Origin of the sequence: Chitinophaga niabensis, from assembly GCF_039545795.1 — a bacterium.
Taxonomy (GTDB): Bacteria; Bacteroidota; Bacteroidia; order Chitinophagales; family Chitinophagaceae; genus Chitinophaga; species Chitinophaga niabensis_B.
In genome coordinates, this window is sequence record NZ_CP154260.1 from 6,530,668 (window position 1) to 6,548,449 (window position 17,782).

The following is a 17,782-nucleotide window of genomic DNA, read 5'->3' on the forward strand; positions in this document are numbered from 1 at the left end:
GGCGTAAAGATAAGCCAATTAAGGGAGTCTCCTGAAGAGTGTGTACCGCAGCACCACTTCCAGTAAAAGACAAGCCAGGGCAATCATGGCCAATGGGAAGAAATATTCCTTGTAACGCTTGTAGGAAGTGATCTCCACTTTCGTACGTTCCAGTTTGTCAATCTCTCCGTAGATATTTTTGAGGGAAGTATTATCTGTAGCCCTGAAGTAACGGCCGCCGGTTTCAGCAGCAATCTTCTTCATCAGTGGTTCATCTATCTGCACATCCACCATTTGCATCTGTACAGAACCATCAGGCATCGTAGCAGGAGAGGGGGCTTTGCCGATTGTTCCTACACCCACCGTATATACTTTGATCTTATAGGCTTTGGCAATCTCCAATGCAGTGAGCGGATCTACAAGACCGGTATTGTTCACACCATCCGTGAGCAGAATGATCACTTTGCTTTTTACTTTGCTGCTGTGCAAACGGTCTACCGCTGTAGCTAATCCCATTCCTATGGCAGTACCGTCCTGCAGCAAACCGCTGCGGATGGTCATGATCTGTTGTTTCAATACTGCATGGTCCATGGTAATGGGGCACTGGGTAAAGCTTTCACCGGAAAAGATAACCAGCCCTATGCGGTCACTTATTCTGCTGTCCACAAAATCCATCGCGGTTTTTTTGGCCGCTTCCATTCTGTTGGGCAGCAGGTCCTCTGCCAGCATACTACCTGAAATGTCTATACTCAACACAATGTCTATCCCTTCACTGTCTATATTCTCTGAAGTATTGGATGTTTGAGGGCGAGCCAGTGCAGTCACCAATGCTGCAAAAGCAAGAACGCGCAATACCAGCAATAATGGGCGGAAGCGCACTTTCCAGGATACAGGTAAACCTTTCAGGCCTTGCAGGGAAGATACCTGGATAGATCCCTGGAACTTTCGGCCGGCACTGAATTGCCACCATACCATTACGGGAATGAGGAGCAGCAGCCAGAAGAAGGCCGGGTAAGCAAATTCAATATGTTTCCAGATGTCCGGGTTCATCGTCAATTACTAATTTGTGCTGTTAGGTGCAGGTTGTTCAGCAGCAACAGCAGATGGTTTTGTCCATTCTACCACAGCTATCGCTTTACGGAGGCAATCCTCATGCTCTTGCGGAGAGGGCTGCAACTTGGCAAACTTAGCCAGGTCAGCCAGCGTAAGGATGCTCTGTAATTTATCCCGTTGCTGGTTCAGCACCGTTACAGGTTTAATGTTTTGCATCAACTCTGCACTGGTTTGTTCCAGCGCAGCAATATGGAACTGCTGTTCAAAATATTGCCGGAGAATATCCGTGAGTTGTGTGTAATATAATTTTACATCGCTGTTCCATGGCTTTTCCTTTTCCAGCAATTGCAGCTGCTCCATGGCCAGTTGATAAGGAGCTTTGGCTGGTTTGGCAGGAGGTGCCGCCACAGCAGGTTTGCGTTTCTTATGCCAGAATACAAAATACAGCACAATAGCCGCGCTCAAAGCTAAACAGGCCAGCAGGTAAGGCCAGTAGTCAAGTATATTCCAGCCCACCGAGCGCAATGCTTTGATAGGTTTGAATGCTTTGGTGGTATCTACCGGTACTGTATTTACATCAATGAAAAAGGGTTCTGTAAAAACGGAATCGTAAGAGCCATCCGTTACAGAGAACACTTCAAATTTCATAGGGGGCATTTCCCAACGGCCGGAATCAAAACTCGTGATCGTAATGATCTGTTTGAATAACTTCTGCTGTTCATTGGAACCGGAAGTATCGATCGGCGTACGGTCTGTGATCTCTATGTGATTGAGGGAATCCGGCAGATTAGGGAACACTACTTTCAGATTAGCGCCTTTCAGGGCATAGATCATCACCTTGGCAGTGACTTCTAATTTGATAGGTTCACCAATACGGATCTGCGTAGTATCGGGGATCGCTTTCACCTTAAAATAATCCTGGTATTGCTCCTGCTGCGCAAACAATTGCGTTGTTGCAAGCAGGCATCCCAGCAAGGTATACACGAATATGTTCTTATTAACTTTCATCCGGTGTGGCAGTGCTCAGTTTATGCTTTAACCCTTTTCAGGAAAAATGATTGTAGTGCTTTTACATAATCTTCATCCGTGCGTATACTGACCAGGTCTGCCCCGCTTTTCATAAATGCGTTACGGCAATACTGCGCATGCTGCTGGAATTGATGGGTATAATATTTCCGCACATTCTTATCGCTGGAATCTACCCATTGTGTGGCGCCGGTTTCACTATCCGTCATCTTCATCATACCTACGGAAGGCAATTCCTTATCCCGCGGATCATATACCTGCACACCTACCACATCATGCCTTTTAGCAGCAATGTTCAGTGCATCCTGGTAATTACCGGAAAAGAAATCACTCAGCAGGAACATAATACTGCGCTTCTTGTTTGCATTATTAAAGAAACGCAGCGTTTCCGCGATATTAGTCCCTTTCTTTTTAGGTGTAAAGGACAATAGTTCGCGGATGATGAAGAGGATATGTGATTTACCTTTTTTAGGTGGAATGTATTTCTCCACCCCGTCACTAAAAAAGATCACCCCTACCTTATCGTTATTCTTGATGGCAGAAAATGCCAGTACTGCACAGAGTTCTGTTACAAGGCTGCGTTTGGTATGCTGGGCTGTGCCGAATGCTTCACTTTCGCTCACATCCACAAGCAGCATTACCGTCAGCTCCCGTTCTTCTTCAAACACCTTTACAAAAGGATGATTGAAACGGGCCGTTACGTTCCAGTCTATAGACCGCACGTCATCTCCAAAGTGATAATCCCTCACTTCACTGAAAGACATACCCCTGCCCTTAAAAGCGCTATGGTATTCGCCTGCGAAGATATGATTCGTTAAGCCTTTGGTTTTTATCTCCAGCTGGCGGACCTTCTTGAGTATTTCTGAAGTCTCCATGTTTGTTGCAGGTTTTAATTCTCGGCTTATGGCACTTCAACTGCGTTGAGTATCTCGCTCAGGATATTTTCGCTGGTTACGTTCTCTGCTTCCGCTTCGTAAGTAAGACCAATACGATGGCGCATTACATCAAAACAGATGCTGCGTACATCTTCAGGGATCACATATCCTCTGCGTTTTGTAAAGGCATAAGCTTTGGAAGCAAGGGCCAGGTTAATGCTGGCACGTGGTGAACCACCGTAAGAGATCAGCGGTTTCAGTTTGCCCAGTTTGTAATCTTCCGGATTACGTGTGGCAAACACTATATCGATGATGTATTGTTCGATCTTTTCATCCATGTACACCTGGCGCACCAGTTTGCGTGCTTCCAGGATGTCTTCCGGACTTACCACAGGATTGATCTTCACCTGGCCTTCCGGTTGCAGGTTCTGACGGATGATGTGGCGTTCTTCGTCTTTAGTGGGATACCCGATCACTACCTTCAGCATAAAACGGTCTACCTGGGCTTCCGGCAAGGTATAAGTACCTTCCTGCTCTATCGGGTTCTGGGTGGCCAGTACCAGGAATGGCTCATCCAGTTTAAAAGTAGTATCTCCGATGGTCACCTGCCTTTCCTGCATTGCCTCCAGCAGGGCACTTTGCACTTTTGCCGGGGCACGGTTGATCTCATCCGCCAGGATAAAGTTGGCGAAAATGGGCCCCCTGCGTACTACAAACTCATTCCGTTGCTGATTGTAGATCATGGTACCTACAACGTCTGCCGGTAAAAGGTCAGGCGTGAACTGTATCCGTGAAAAACGTGCATTGATGGCAGAAGATAAAGATTTGATGGATAAGGTCTTAGCCAAACCGGGTACCCCTTCCAGGAGCACATGCCCCTGTGCGAGCAATCCGATCATAAGACGTTCAACCATATACTTCTGCCCTACGATCACTTTGTTGATCTCCATATTCAGGATATCAACAAAAGAACTGGCCTGATGGATCTTTTCGTTGAGTTGACGAATATCGTACGATGTATTTTCCATGTATTTACATTTCGAGGTTGCTAAAATACTGATTCCCTTCCTTAAACATCCTGCCATGGCGGGAATCCGCAGTTAAAGTGCTGTTAAATAACGACCCTGAACAGCTTCCCCGGTAGACAGATATGGTTTAAAAAAAAATCCAATTTAATAAAGGGCAGCGATATTTACATCAATTTTTTATGTAAACCGTACATTTGCTGTTCGTTACCGGTCTGCAATCTATATGCCATATGCTTGATTAGCAGCCGGAACCGTTAAAAAAATAAAGAAATGGATCAGGATGATTTCAATATAAGGTGGAAAAAGGTGGAAGATATGCTCACAGAACGATTTGGCAAAACGCCGAATATGGAGGCCACCCTTTTACTGATAGGTATACAGGAACTCAACAGCCCTAAAAAGAAGTTCACCAAAGAACAGAAGCAGGATCTCATGCACATAGCTGTTTGTTCCCTGCTGAGCCAAAGCGGATATTTTGAACCGGAAGGCCGCGACAGAGATGGCTGGCCTCATTTTAAAGAAGTACAACCCGTCCCCAAAATGGGTATGGAAGAGCAGGAAAGGTTCCTGAAGGAGCATATAATCGCTTACTTTGAAGAATAAACCATCCTTATGCATAGAGCACTACTACTGTCTTTCTTCTTATTGTTCTGTATCTCTGTGAATGCCCAGCGTAACCGTAAAGTGAAAGTGACCACGGAATACGGTACCATGGTGATCAGGTTGTATGACCAAACACCACTGCACCGCAACAATTTCATCAAACTCGTAAAAAAGCATTTTTACGACAGCCTGTTGTTCCACCGGGTGATCCACAACTTTATGATCCAGGGCGGAGACCCCGATTCCAAAAACGCCAAACCCGGCACGGAATTAGGGAATGGAGGAGTAGGATACACCGTGCCGGCAGAATTTCAGCTGGACCTCTTTCATAAAAAGGGAGTATTGGCCGCTGCCCGGGATAATAATCCCACAAAAGCTTCCGATGGCTGCCAGTTTTACATTGTACAAGGCAAGAAATTCACAGAAGGGCAACTGGATACTTTGGAACAAACCCGCCTGGGGGGCCGGAAATTACCGGTAGACCAACGGGAAGTCTATAAACAGATAGGCGGAACGCCACATCTGGACCAGAATTACACCATCTTCGGAGAAGTGATCGAAGGACTGAATGTGGTAGACAGCATTGCCATGGTGAAGACAGATAAGAACAATCGCCCTTTACAGGATGTACGGATGAAGATCAGGCTGAAAAAGAAGTTCTTGTTCTTTTAATCATTGAATTTTAACATATTCGGGGGGAAGAAGTTTTTATAATTCACCCCACAATCTTTATTTTTACGGCTCAAAATCAAACTTGACATGAATTTTCCGTCACAACTGCGTTACACAAAAGACCACGAATGGGTTTTGTTAGAAGGAAACACTGCTAAAGTGGGTATTACTGAATTTGCTCAGCGTGAACTGGGTGATATCGTGTTTGTGGACATCACCACAACTGGTAAAACACTGGGTGCTGAAGAAATATTTGGTACCGTGGAAGCGGTAAAAACAGTGTCTGATCTGTTCCTGCCTGTTGCCGGTACCGTAGGTGCCGTAAACCCAAGACTGGAAAACAGCCCTGAACTGGTGAACACTGATCCATATGGCGAAGGCTGGATGGTAACCATCGAAGTAAGTAATGCTGCTGATGTGGACGGATTGTTAACCGCAGATGCTTACCAGGCACTGATCGGAGAATAAGCATGAACGAACTGAATACTAATAATAAATTTAGCATGAGAACGATCCTTTATTATTTACCAGCAATGGGTTGGATCGTTCTCATTCTTTTTTTATGCACCCTGCCCGGATCATCTATTCCAAAGATCTCGATCCTGGACAAACTGCACATAGACAAAGTAGTACACTTTGTACTGTTTGGCGGAACCGTGATCTTACTGGCCTATGGTTACTACAAACAGAATAACGGCCTTAGTGACCTGGGGCTTTTAAGCCTCGTACTGGTTGTTACCTTATACGGCCTGGCAATAGAATTCATTCAAAAATACCTTGTAGCGAACAGGAGTTTTGATATGATGGATGTTTTGGCTGATGGTACAGGCGCAGCAATGGGTGCCTTGATCTTCCGCTGGATCGGGAAAAGATTCCTCAAATAATTACGCTTAACTCCCCCTTAATGATTTCGATGCACTCAAAATGAGTGCATTTTTGTTATAATGACGTTCCGAATATCGGAATGAGAGAACTTTTGTGAACTGAAACAAACACTTTCTCCGAATGAGGCCATATCATTTGGCAGCGATTTTCCTTTCCCCTAATTTTATTTTCAAGAAATGATTGTTAACCCATGAATGCTGGATCTATCATCAGAAGATTAAGAGAAGAAAGAAATGTTACGCAGGAATACATGGCATCAAAACTGAACATCGGTGTAACGGCATATGGAAATATAGAACGTAATGATGTGAAGCGGCTCACCATTGATCGCTTAAAGGAAATAGCGGATATCCTCAAAGTACATGTATTTGAATTATTTGGTTTTACAGAAAGAGACGTCTTCCTGGCCAATAAGAAAAAACAAAGCGATGCATTCAGTGATATCAACCTGCTCGCAGTACTGCATTACTTCAGAAAAGATAAGGAGATCTTACATGCTGCATTAAGCATTTTGAAAGAAATAAGTGATGTCCTCAGGCAGCAGGTACAGGAAAATACGGCAGCTATTCACCGCCTGATGGAAATGCAGCTGGAGATGCATCAGCAACGTTTAAGTTCAGCATAACTCATGCATCCATTGTTTGTTAAAAGATTCATCAAAGTAGGCATAGAAACAATGCGTTCGTCCATTGCAGTTAACCTTTAATTCCTTTGCTACCCAAGCTAGAACTGAAGCCGGAAACTACCGAAGATGCCAAACCTTTTTTCATAAGGTTCATCCGGTAGTGGCTTCGGTGCTAGGCGCCACACAAAATCTATCCGGATGAATTTGAGGATATTTTCTACGCCGGTACCCACTTCAACATAAGGATGGCTTTGAAGTGTTTTAAAAGGATAACCCGCGTTAAGGTTCAGGTTCTTGTTAGACTCAGAGAGTTTGCCGATAATACCTTTAGCCGTCCAGAACTGGCGCAGCTTTAATTTGCGCACCAGTGGAATATAGTTGAATAAACCACTGCCCAGCGTATGCTCCAGGTTGAAACCGGCATATTGATCACTAATGAATTCAAACCGGTTCATCATGTTGAAGGCATACTTGTTATAATAGTAGATCTCGTTACCCGGATGTATTTCCAGCAATGGATAAGGCATTGCGGAGCCAAAGATCTTACCACCAAAGAAGTTATAATACAGGCTGCCGAAAGGTGGGAGCTTTACATAATCTGAAATGGTAAGAGATGTTTTGTGGTAGTGATAATTGCTCTTCAAAATACCTTTAACACCCATGGCATATTTGAATTCTACAATAGGGTATTTACTGCCTAAGCTGTAACGGTAATAATTCCCTTCTAGGAATTCTTCCCGGAAAGCATAGCGTAGTTTAACCGCGACTTCCATATTGGTTAAAGGGTCAAGCCCTTCTCCATTGCTGTGGAAGAAGCTGCCGGAAGGCAGGGGCGCATAAGGAATGAACTGTTTATGCACAATGGAAAAATGATGAGAGAAACCGGAGTAATATTCTTTAAAGAACTCCGCCCGCTTTTCATCTATCAGCATAAACTTCTGCGGTACATTTGGTTTGCGGATAGCCAGCGTAAAGATATTATCCGTTCCCACTTCATCATAGTAAGTAGCGCCATTATCAATATCGCGCACAAAGGAACCGTATACATACATACGCGGATGGCGTTGCAGCAACCAGAGTGCAGAGAGTTTGCCTTTAAACCTGTCGTCTCCGAAACCATAGGCCAGGTAACCATTCAGGTAGAGGTCTTTATTAAACTTAGGCGTGGTCCCCAGGTCCAGCCGGAGGCGGAAACCTTCCTGTTTATTCTGCGAGAACAGGTAGAAATAAGGCCCCCATTCTAAAGGCCCGAAAGGTTTATAACCTGTAGCCAGGAAGCGGATGGTGTTGGAATATTTCTGGAACAGGGGCATCTTCTCCAAAGTATCCACCATGTTATAGATAGCCTGTTCATTTTTACTGAGGCGGTCGTGCCGGTTATTGGCCCAGAAAGAATCCGGACGTTGGTTGGCGCTGTCCGTTACCACAATGTTCTGCGGATAACGTTTCTCTGTGAAGATATTCGTAGCCGCCGTATCATTCACAATCACATTGTTATAAGAAGTGGTTTTGCGGCCAATGAAATCAAGGGTTTTAGTTGGCTTGGGACTGGGTGTCCAGAAGTCTACAATGAATTTATCTTTAGCCAGGAACCATCCGCTGCTATCCGGGAATTGTTTGTATTCCTGCACCAGGCTGATCTTTCTTACGAAGTTGATATTTGCATCGCCGGGGACAGATAAACTCATTTTCTGTACGGCATAAGTTGAATCCTGCACCCATACTTCCCCGATAAAAACATTCTCTCCTTTACGACGGGGTTCAAAATTCAGTTTAATGAAGCGGTGATTACTGATGTATTGTGTATCTGTAATACGATAGTTGTAGAATAAAGTACCGTTATTGGCAATAGGGCTTACAAAGTTCTTATCAAATACAGGGATATAGTTATCATACACATTGATATTCTGGTACATGCCACCCAGGAACTTCGTTACACTTTCATTATCTATACCGGAGGTGCGGCTGCCCTTGATCACTTCTTTCGTTCGCTTGGGGCTTTTCTGGTAATAGTAATCAGAAATACTTTCTGTCAGAAAAACGGGCAGGAAAGGCTGGTTTTCTGTAGTACTGTCTATATTCTTGAGAATAAAAGAGAACGGTTTGGTAAAACGGTTCCTGGATAGTTTCACCGTGTTCAGGTTCTTGAGGTCCAGTTCCAGTTTATTGTATATCTCATACTTATAACTCTCCAGCCGGTCGTAATTGTTCTCCGGTTTTTTGCGGATAATATGACGCAGCAACACCAGCGCAAAATTCACATTGGCTTTTATCTCGTATGTTTTAAGGGAAACATCTGAACGGCTGATCTCAAAATTGAGGGTTTGGTCTTTTAAAGTTTTATCTACAAAAAGCACCGTTCTGCGATAGCCCATTACCCTCACCAGTAATGAATCAGAAGGAATAGCGGGCAGCTCAAACACGAAATGACCTTCCGCATCAGTCACCATGCCGGTATTGGTGCCAACAAACTGTAAGGTTGCAAACGGGATCAGTTCCTCGGTATGCGCGTCCTTAACGATGCCACTAATCTTGAACTGAGCGTTAAGGGGTAAGAAGCTGATGATGCAAATAACTAAAGCTATGGTTCGTTTCCAGCCGGTCATACAGGCAGCAAATTAGATAAAATTCACAGTAAATACGTTAAGGCACGGGTAAAAGCGACACTTTTATAACAAATATTTATGATAAAAGAGCACATCTAATTAGACGGCCCTTCCTTCCTCTCACCCCTATACCATTAATAACATAACAAACTTTAAACGTAAATTCTCCAATATTCGTTTAACTTTATTGGACAAAGTGCTTTTCTTATGAACGAGCAACAACATCTCGAAACACTCACAGACATCAAACGTATCATGGAGCGATCCACCCGCTTCATGTCCCTCAGCGGCCTTGGAGGTATAGGAGCTGGTATCAGCGCCCTGGTGGGAGCATATTTTGCCTGGAATATTCTTGAAGCTCGTGGCAGTAGCAGCTACGATGCCGTGGCCAGGGGAGGAGAATCTTTATTGGTGATACGCCTGCTCATGATTGCCGCAGCGGTATTGGTAGCTGCCTTAGGTGCAGGATTTTATTTCACCTGGAGAAAAGCACAAAGGTCGGGCCTTCCCGTTTGGGATGCCGTGGCCCGCAAAGTATTTATTAACCTCATGATCCCACTCGCTGCAGGGGGATTGTTTATATTTGGGTTGTTATATAATAATCAACTGGCACTGATAGCGCCCAGCTGTCTTGTGTTTTACGGCCTCGGACTGGTAAATGCCAGCAAATACACGGTAACGGATATACGGTACTTGGGATATGCAGAGATCCTGCTCGGCACCCTGGCACTGTTCAATCTTTACCACGGGCTGTTATTCTGGGCGCTGGGTTTCGGAGTGATGCACATTATTTATGGTGCCCTGATGTGGTGGAAGTATGAACGTGTGGCGGCAGAATAATGAACGCCTGATCCCCTAAAAAGTATGGTCATGAATCCGATCGGTAACCTGAATAAAATATTTGAAAGCCGCATTCGCCTGGGGGTGATGAGCGTGCTTATGGTAAATGAAGAGGTCAGCTTTAATGACCTCAAACAAATGCTGGAAGTAACAGACGGCAACCTGGCTTCCCATCTGGCCACTTTAGAAGAAAATGTTTATATCAAAGTACACAAAGGATTCATCGGCAGAAAAACCAATACTACCTATTCCATTACCAAAGCAGGCGAAAAAGCCTTCAAAGGGCATCTTGCCGCACTGGAAGCAATGATCAAATTCAGTTCTTAGTTTATGTTTTCCAAACGCCTGCAAAGTTTCCGGCATGCCTTTAACGGCATCAGATCCTTCCTCCGCAGTGAACCTAACGGCCGCATCCATTTTGTGGCTACGATTGTGGTGATCATAGCAGGGGTATGGTTCCATTGCAGCCTTACAGAATGGGCCATACTCATCATTGTAATGGCCATGGTTTGGTTAACAGAAATGCTCAATACTTCCATCGAAAAGATCATGGACCATATTACACCGGAACAACATTCCGGTGTGAAAAGGATCAAGGATATTGCAGCCGGGGCAGTACTCATAGCTGCACTGGCCGCTGCCATAACAGGTGCATTGATCTTTGTTCCGAAAATAGTATAAAAAAAGGCTGTCTCAGATGGAGACAGCCTTTTTCAATTATAGCATTAAGATTAGAAATCTACACCCATTGAAATATAGAGCAGTGGTTTACCGCGGAAGAAACCAGTCATTGGCCAGCCCGCATCTGCTTTCACAAAATAACCCAGCAATGTAGTTCTCGCACCAAATCCATAACCACCTACAAATGGCCCCAGGAACCCTTCTTTGATCTTCACAATAAGACCATCGTTACTGGTGTACGTAGTATAGTTGGCATCCTTGAAGCTCAGCTTCTGGTTCCAGGCAGTACCAATATCCAGGAAAGTGGTCAGCTGGAAGTTGCGAAGGAATGCAGAGTTGATCGGTTTGTCAATGAAAGTGGTGAATACCGGTAAACGTAATTCCGTATTCAGCAACATTACATTGTTACCGTTTTTGATATTCTGTTTGTAACCACGCATGTTAACCGCCAGGGTTTGGTATGCATAATTATCATTCGTCATCGGCGTGTTCTTATGAATGTCCGGTGTGAACGTCCAGTTATCTACCCCACCCAGGAAGTACACCAGCTTGCTGCTACCCCAGGAGAGGTCTGCAGAGAAACGGGTAGCCCAGATAAAGTTACGCAGGATCTGCTCATAGTGCCGTGCATCGATACCCATGTTATAGGTCAGTTTACCTTTTGGCGTTACCTGCCCGAATAAAGTATTCCGGTTGCTGGACATCTGTGCCATCAGGTCTCCGTAGATCTTGTAACGGGTACCTTTATAAATATTGATAGCAGGGTTCAGCGTATTATCGTGCACATATTCCAAACGGCCCAGTGCGTAAGTTTGAACAAAAGATTTCTGGTTCAGGGAAGGGATATCGTTTGCCAGTACCACCAGCTCATCTCTTCTGATACCCGCTTGCAAACGAAGGCTGCGCACCACATCAAAAGGATATTTCACCTCTCCCTGGTAGATATTGGTTTTGTTCTTCACCGGGTAGGCCACTTGCTCAGACACCAGGTCTCCCTTATCTACCTTACGGTAATAAGTGAACTTATAGTCGAACCGTTTTTTCAGGTAGGACATGGAGAACATATATTCCGTACCATCCAATCCCAGCGGGATACGGAAGGCACCACTGAATTTGTAATCTTCCATCAGGTCACTCACTCCTATACGGATCAACCCGTTAATTGGGTCTGTTAACCGGATCGGCGACATCGGTTTACCACCAAATGCCTGGTACTTACTCATGAGCACAGAGTTATCTATCTGCGCCACTAAATAGTCAGAAGAGAACTTGAGCTTGTAATTGCTCAGTCTCGCCAGTTTCAGTACAGGTGGTTCATCCCTGGCAGCACGTGCATCAACGGTTTGCTGGCTGGTAGTATCTTTCGGCTCATTGCCAAATTCATTCTGGAAGAAATCGTTTTGTTTGGCCGCTGAAGTATCCTTTTGATTATACACGCTGGGCAGGCCCAACTTCAGACTGTCCGCATGCATCTGTGCAGAACGGAAACGCGTAGGTCTTGCATTCACATTCCTTCTGCGCAAAGTATTCGTATCCACTTTCAGTTTGTACAGGCGTTTGTAATCACCAATCTGCACTACTTCAGAAACCATGCCCTGGTCGCCTGCAATACGTGATTCCTTGATGCCATGTTGATAGTTGGTAACCGGGAACACGTAAGTGGAATCGTTAGTGATCGTAATGGCCTGAACAGAATCCGGCGCAGTAGAACCATATTCTGCCAGTGCAGAATCCAGTTCTTCCTTATCAGGGTTGTGCAGTATTTCGGCTCCTACAAAGAAGAGGGAATCCACACCGGCCCTTTCTGTTTTAAAGAAACCGGCGTAACGGTTATTGATACCATTCGCATCTGTTACGAATGTGAAGTGGGTACCATTATATTGTACCGGAAGGCGTGCATTACCATAAGGAAGGTCTGTTAATTGAGATACCTGCTTTTCGGAAGACTTGTTCCAGTTGTCGATCAAAAAGATATTGTAACGGTTGTGTGGTAATACGGTATCTCCGCCACGGGCCTTTGGAGAAGGTCTGTTAGAAGAATAAATGATACCGCTCTTGCCGGGGAAAGCAACAAATGAAGGGTCCAGGTCATCATACACATCGTTGGTGATCTGTTCTACCTTGCCATTGGTGATACTGTACGTGAAAATGTCCGTATGGCCATTTTTCACCGCAGAAAGCAAGAGGGAGTTATCAAATTCAAAGAAGTATTTAAAGTCTATTACCCGGTCAAACTGCGGAAGGTCCTGGTAGATCTTTATTTTGGTGATCAGGTCATATACCATGAGTTTGGTTTTGCCTTCATGCTCATAGATAATGGCCAGTCTGTTACCTTTCTGGTTCCAGGCCAGCAAAGGATAGTTAGGGTCCAGTTTAGAGGATAATTGTCTTACCCCGCTTTTCAGCAATACTTTTGAAGTATTATAACCCAGGTTGATCTCCACTTTGTACAATCCTTTGCGGTATTCGATCACCGCATACATGCTGTTTTTAGGATTAGCCTGGTAACGGTAGAAATTGGATTTGCCGATCTCATTAGAGATAACACCTGTTCCACGGGTATACTGACGGCGTTTGCGGTTATCTTCCTGGTAACGTTTTGTGGTGTATATCATGAAATCCTTCATGGCCTTTTTAGGGGTCATGTGCAGCACCTGCTCAAAACCTTTCTTCAGGCCACGGTTGATCCGGGTGATGTACATCAGGTAAGGCACTGCATCTTTTCCGTACTTGCTTTCCACATAATACCAGAAAGCCTGGCCGGCCAGCAAGGGTTTATCGTACGCCAGTTTATTAAAGGAAGAGTATTTATTGGAAGCGAATACTGCTTTTAATTCTTCATCCAGCTGAGGGTTCCAGTTTTCTGCCGCATAGGCAATGAAACCATCCGTGAACCAGTTCGGGAAATCTATCAATACCGCATTTCCGGCAAACTCGCCGATATCCTCTCCGAACAGCAAAGTTTCCAGCATCACCCGGGCAATACCCTGGCGGATCTGGCGGCGCAGATTTTCATGGTTCCCGTCAAAATATACCAGGAGCTTATTGCCCACCAGTTTGGTGACCCCTCCCGTATTCTGCCATTCTATCCCTATACCTATATTGGACTGCTTGAATTCCCCGAAGTTATTGTACACTACAATATTCACTTTCTGGCGGAAAGTATATTCCATAAATTCCTCCAGGCTGGGTAATTCTTTTTCAGCAGCCTGTGCCACATACTTTCCCAGTTCAAGCCCATTTTGTGAAAAATAGGTGTTGAAATGCCGGGTCGTATAATACCGCCATTTGAAGTTCTTGAACTGAACCCGGTTCTGACCAAACTCCACCGTATTAGTCTGAGCCTTAACGTGAAACGTGCCAATCAATAGGATAGTGAAGAATAAGAATGACCTGGTAATAAATCGGTTCATACGGAAAGTATTGATAATATTGTGTTCTGAATTAAAATTAGCAAAAATCGGTCAACAATGTTTGAAATCAAATATTTCACGGTGAATCCCTTACAGGAAAACTCGTACGTTCTTATAAACGACAAAAAGGACTGTATCATTATAGACCCGGGCTATTATTATCAAAATGAACGCGATGAATTCCTTCAGTTTATACGGGATAACGGCCTGAACGTTGCCCGCCTGCTGAATACCCACTGCCATTTTGATCATATTTTCAGCAACCAGCTGGTGGCCAAAACCTTTAATGTAGGGCTGGAAATTCACCAGAAAGACCAGGTGGTGCTGGATCGCGCCAGCCAGTCAGGGTTGATGTATAACATTCCCTTTGAGCCATCCCCCATGCCGGCATCTTACCTGGAAGAGGGGGACAAAGTGATCCTGGGAGAAGATGAACTGGAAGTGATCCTTACCCCCGGCCATTCCCCTGGCAGCATTTCTTTCTATTGCGCCAAACAGGGTTTTGTGATTGCCGGAGATGTGTTATTTAAACAGAGTATTGGTCGATCCGATTTCCCAGGCGGTAATTTAGAAGTACTCACCAGCAGCATCCGTGAGAAATTATACAAACTACCGGATGAAACGGTTGTTTATCCGGGCCATGGCCCTTCCACCACTATAGGTTTTGAGAAGAAACATAATCCTTTTGTGCCGGAAGATCCCTCAACGCGTTTTGCGTAGGCGGGAAAGCAGGCTGCCAAATTCTGCCCTTTCCATATAAAGGATAACGGCGCCATATATACCTAAACCCACAAGCCCGGCCGCATGCAGTAAAAGCATACCCGGATGCTGGGAACGGAGGTAATGATGTGCCAGGAAAATAACGGTTGCCAGCCCCAGGTAGGAAAGGATCTTGCCTACCGGGTAGGGAACAGGATAATATTTCTGCCCGAACAGATAGGAAGTAACCATCATAAAAGCATAACAGATCAGGGTTGTCCAGGCTGCGCCCATGTAAACGAACCGGGGGATCAGCCAGATGTTGAGTACAATGGTGATCACAGCCCCGGCCACAGTAATATAGGCGCCGATCATGTTCTGATTGGTGAGCTTATACCAGATGGTGAGGTTATAATAAATTCCGAGGAACACCGTGCCCATGGTAATAATAGGTACAATATCCAGGGCATCTGCATAGGAGGCATCTTTGGTAGTGATCAGTAATTTCCAGATATCCAGGAAAAGTGCAACCCCCAGGAATACCGCACCACAAACCATCACAAAGAATTTCATGATCCGCGCATAGGTAAGCCGGGCATCCTCATTTTTACTCATGTTAAAAAAGAAAGGTTCCGCCGCCATTTTAAATGCCTGGATGAAAATAACGATCAGCAGCGCCAGCTTGTAATTCGCAGAAAAAATACCCTGCACGTCAAACTGCGCCCCGGGTAATAAATAAGTAAAAGAAAGCCGGCTCATCAGCTCATTGATCATTCCGCCAAACCCAACGATCACCAGGGGGAGGCTGTAACGCATCACCTCCTTCCAAAGCGTTTTGTCAAAAGACCACTGGATGACCTTTATCTCCGCCGATAAAAGTACCAGGGTAAGCAGAGAGGCCAGTAAGTTGGCGATCAATATATAACCTACCCCGTAGAGCGGATCATACCAACTCATCCAGTCCGGGTTGCCTTTTTGCAACATGGGGCAGATCATCAGGAAGAACATGGAAAAAACGAGGTTGGAAACCACGTTCATCAGTTTGATGAAAGCATATTTCCGGGGCCTGCCCTCCTGCCTTAAACGGGCAAAAGGTAAAGTGGAAAGGGTGTCCAGGAAAATGATAATAGCCGTATAATAAATGAAATCAGCATGGCCGGGCAGCTTCAACAGGTCCGCGATAGGAGTGGCAGCCGCTAACAAAAAAAATGTGAATACAGAAGTACTCACCAGCATGGAAACACAGAGGGTATTATACAGCCTTGATTTATCCGTAGTTTGGGCAAACCGGAAATAACTGGTCTCCAGCCCGTAAGTGAAAATAACATTCAGGAAAGGGATCACCTGGTATACCAGGGACATCTGCCCAAAATCATAGGGCACCAGGAAGCCGGTAAAAAGTATGGAGGTGAAGAAGCTGAGGAATCTGCTGGTGATAGTAGGTAAACCGTACCAAATCGTTTGTCCCGCCAGTTTTTTAATATTTCCCAATGCGCTGAATTTGATTCAAAAATAGCTGTTGACTTACTCGTTTCCAAAGTTATTCCGGCGGTTGTTCTTTTTATCGCTCAACCGTTTTTTCAATTGGATCCGCTTTTCTATCATCGCCTTTGTAGGTTTCACCTTGATGCGTTTCTTTGGAACGATAAGCGCCTGTTGCAAAAGATGGTTCATCTTTTTGATCACCTCTCCCTTATTGCCCAGCTGACTGCGTTCGGTTTGGCTCTTCACCTGTAAAAGCCCCTCGGCATTCAGCTTGCTGCCCAGTTTGGAAAGGATCCGTGTTTTCTGCTCTTCGGTTAAAATGGCAGACTCCGCAATATTAAAATAGCCTTCCACCATGGTTTCCACCTTGTTCACATTCTGTCCGCCACTGCCACCACTACGGGCGGTCTTAAATTTAATTTCCGATGCTACATCCAGCATAAAGCATTTCTTATCTTTAAACACAAAAGTAAACCGAATCCGGCGATATTATGAAAGCAGTGATCCAAAGAGTTACAAATGCCAGTGTTACCATCAATGGAGCAGTGAAGTCAGCCATAGACGGAGGTTTGTTGGTTTTGGTAGGGATAGAGGATGCGGACGGGGAAGAAGATATCACCTGGCTCAGTAATAAGATCGTTAACCTGCGGATCTTTAATGACGAAGCCGGGGTTATGAACAAAAGCCTGCTGGAAACAGGGGGAAAACTGATTCTCGTGAGCCAGTTCACCCTCCATGCCTCCACCAAAAAAGGGAACCGCCCCTCTTACCTGAAAGCCAGTAAGCCGGACACGGCTATACCTTTATATGAAAAAATGAAGGCCCGGCTGGAACAGGATCTGGGAAAAACCATCGGTACCGGGGAGTTTGGAGCAGATATGAAAGTAGCCCTCCTCAACGATGGCCCCGTTACCATTATAATAGATACAAAAAACAGGGAATAATATGACCATCAAAGAAACCCAGGAACGTGTAGACCAGTGGATCAAAACCACCGGGGTACGGTACTTCTCTGAACTAACGAATATGGCTATACTCACAGAAGAAGTGGGAGAGGTAGCCCGGCTGATCTCCCGAAAATATGGCGACCAGTCCTTTAAAGAATCCGATAAAAATAAGGACCTGGGAGATGAGCTCGCAGATGTTTTATGGGTACTGGTTTGCCTGGCCAATCAAACCGGAGTAGACCTTACCGCCGCCCTCGAAAAGAATTTCGAGAAGAAGAACATCCGGGATGCAAACCGGCATAAAGACAATGAAAAACTCAAGTAATTAACAAATTACAGTTTCGATATTAATTCAATACGTTGTT

The 17,782-nt window shown here is 44.9% G+C and carries 19 protein-coding genes; 11 read left to right on the forward strand and 8 right to left on the reverse strand.

What is annotated here, in order from left to right:
• Positions 1-18: 18 nt before the first annotated feature.
• The 4 genes from AAHN97_RS26265 to AAHN97_RS26280 are packed head-to-tail and all read right to left on the reverse strand — an operon-like array spanning position 19 to position 3,961.
• Complete coding sequence (locus tag AAHN97_RS26265; protein ID WP_343305049.1) at positions 19-1,029, reverse strand: vWA domain-containing protein; 1,011 nt, start codon at positions 1,027-1,029, stop codon at positions 19-21.
• Positions 1,030-1,038: 9 nt separating this feature from the next.
• Positions 1,039-2,040 (reverse strand): hypothetical protein, encoded by a 1,002-nt coding sequence (locus AAHN97_RS26270; protein ID WP_343305050.1) that lies wholly within the window; start codon positions 2,038-2,040, stop codon positions 1,039-1,041.
• A 20-nt stretch (positions 2,041-2,060) separates the two neighbouring features.
• On the reverse strand, positions 2,061-2,933 hold the full coding sequence (locus AAHN97_RS26275) for a DUF58 domain-containing protein (RefSeq protein ID WP_343305051.1): 873 nt from the start codon (positions 2,931-2,933) through the stop codon (positions 2,061-2,063).
• 26 nt (positions 2,934-2,959) lie between these two features.
• Positions 2,960-3,961: an AAA family ATPase gene (locus tag AAHN97_RS26280; protein ID WP_430516957.1), complete on the reverse strand. Its 1,002-nt coding sequence runs from the start codon at positions 3,959-3,961 to the stop codon at positions 2,960-2,962.
• Positions 3,962-4,231: 270 nt separating this feature from the next.
• Between AAHN97_RS26280 and AAHN97_RS26285 the strand changes: the two genes are divergently transcribed.
• The 5 genes from AAHN97_RS26285 to AAHN97_RS26305 all read left to right on the forward strand — a co-directional run bounded on the left by AAHN97_RS26285 (position 4,232) and on the right by AAHN97_RS26305 (position 6,746).
• A complete protein-coding gene (locus tag AAHN97_RS26285) occupies positions 4,232-4,564 on the forward strand; it encodes a hypothetical protein (protein ID WP_343305052.1) in 333 nt (110 codons plus the stop codon).
• Positions 4,565-4,573: 9 nt separating this feature from the next.
• Complete coding sequence (locus AAHN97_RS26290; protein ID WP_343305053.1) at positions 4,574-5,236, forward strand: peptidylprolyl isomerase; 663 nt, start codon at positions 4,574-4,576, stop codon at positions 5,234-5,236.
• Between the two features lie 87 nt (positions 5,237-5,323).
• Complete coding sequence (gcvH, locus tag AAHN97_RS26295; protein WP_343305054.1) at positions 5,324-5,704, forward strand: glycine cleavage system protein GcvH; 381 nt, start codon at positions 5,324-5,326, stop codon at positions 5,702-5,704.
• A 35-nt stretch (positions 5,705-5,739) separates the two neighbouring features.
• Complete coding sequence (locus tag AAHN97_RS26300) at positions 5,740-6,120, forward strand: VanZ family protein (protein WP_343305055.1); 381 nt, start codon at positions 5,740-5,742, stop codon at positions 6,118-6,120.
• Positions 6,121-6,311: 191 nt separating this feature from the next.
• Positions 6,312-6,746, forward strand: a complete 435-nt coding sequence (locus AAHN97_RS26305; RefSeq protein ID WP_343305056.1) for a helix-turn-helix domain-containing protein — start codon at positions 6,312-6,314, stop codon at positions 6,744-6,746.
• A 98-nt stretch (positions 6,747-6,844) separates the two neighbouring features.
• Here AAHN97_RS26305 and AAHN97_RS26310 read toward each other — a convergent pair whose 3' ends face one another.
• Positions 6,845-9,352 (reverse strand): DUF5686 family protein, encoded by a 2,508-nt coding sequence (locus AAHN97_RS26310; RefSeq protein WP_343305057.1) that lies wholly within the window; start codon positions 9,350-9,352, stop codon positions 6,845-6,847.
• A gap of 207 nt (positions 9,353-9,559) precedes the next feature.
• On the opposite strand from AAHN97_RS26310, the gene AAHN97_RS26315 reads away from it, so the two are divergent.
• Genes AAHN97_RS26315 through AAHN97_RS26325 form a run of 3 tightly spaced genes read left to right on the forward strand, consistent with a single transcriptional unit; the run spans position 9,560 to position 10,873 of the window.
• Positions 9,560-10,192, forward strand: coding sequence for a hypothetical protein (locus AAHN97_RS26315; protein ID WP_343305058.1), 633 nt, complete (start codon positions 9,560-9,562; stop codon positions 10,190-10,192).
• Between the two features lie 30 nt (positions 10,193-10,222).
• The gene (locus AAHN97_RS26320) at positions 10,223-10,519 is read left to right on the forward strand and encodes a winged helix-turn-helix domain-containing protein (protein WP_074241239.1); all 297 of its coding nucleotides are present in this window, start codon (positions 10,223-10,225) and stop codon (positions 10,517-10,519) included.
• Positions 10,520-10,522: 3 nt separating this feature from the next.
• A complete protein-coding gene (locus AAHN97_RS26325) occupies positions 10,523-10,873 on the forward strand; it encodes a diacylglycerol kinase family protein (protein WP_343305059.1) in 351 nt (116 codons plus the stop codon).
• Between the two features lie 50 nt (positions 10,874-10,923).
• On the opposite strand, the gene AAHN97_RS26330 is transcribed toward AAHN97_RS26325, so the two are convergent.
• Complete coding sequence (locus AAHN97_RS26330) at positions 10,924-14,286, reverse strand: hypothetical protein (protein WP_343305060.1); 3,363 nt, start codon at positions 14,284-14,286, stop codon at positions 10,924-10,926.
• Between the two features lie 57 nt (positions 14,287-14,343).
• On the opposite strand from AAHN97_RS26330, the gene AAHN97_RS26335 reads away from it, so the two are divergent.
• Positions 14,344-15,006, forward strand: a complete 663-nt coding sequence (locus tag AAHN97_RS26335) for an MBL fold metallo-hydrolase (RefSeq protein ID WP_343305061.1) — start codon at positions 14,344-14,346, stop codon at positions 15,004-15,006.
• Here the strand turns inward: AAHN97_RS26335 and AAHN97_RS26340 are convergent.
• Both AAHN97_RS26340 and arfB read right to left on the reverse strand, forming a co-directional pair.
• Positions 14,989-16,476: a lipopolysaccharide biosynthesis protein gene (locus tag AAHN97_RS26340; protein ID WP_343305062.1), complete on the reverse strand. Its 1,488-nt coding sequence runs from the start codon at positions 16,474-16,476 to the stop codon at positions 14,989-14,991. The two genes, AAHN97_RS26335 and AAHN97_RS26340, sit on opposite strands and share 18 nt — an antisense overlap.
• 33 nt (positions 16,477-16,509) lie before the next feature.
• Positions 16,510-16,911, reverse strand: coding sequence for an alternative ribosome rescue aminoacyl-tRNA hydrolase ArfB (gene arfB / locus AAHN97_RS26345; protein WP_343305063.1), 402 nt, complete (start codon positions 16,909-16,911; stop codon positions 16,510-16,512).
• Between the two features lie 50 nt (positions 16,912-16,961).
• On the opposite strand from arfB, the gene dtd reads away from it, so the two are divergent.
• Together dtd and AAHN97_RS26355 are read left to right on the forward strand one after the other, a co-directional pair.
• Positions 16,962-17,414, forward strand: a complete 453-nt coding sequence (gene dtd, locus AAHN97_RS26350) for a D-aminoacyl-tRNA deacylase (protein ID WP_343305064.1) — start codon at positions 16,962-16,964, stop codon at positions 17,412-17,414.
• A gap of 1 nt (position 17,415) precedes the next feature.
• A complete protein-coding gene (locus AAHN97_RS26355; RefSeq protein WP_343305065.1) occupies positions 17,416-17,742 on the forward strand; it encodes a nucleotide pyrophosphohydrolase in 327 nt (108 codons plus the stop codon).
• Positions 17,743-17,782 lie beyond the last annotated feature (40 nt).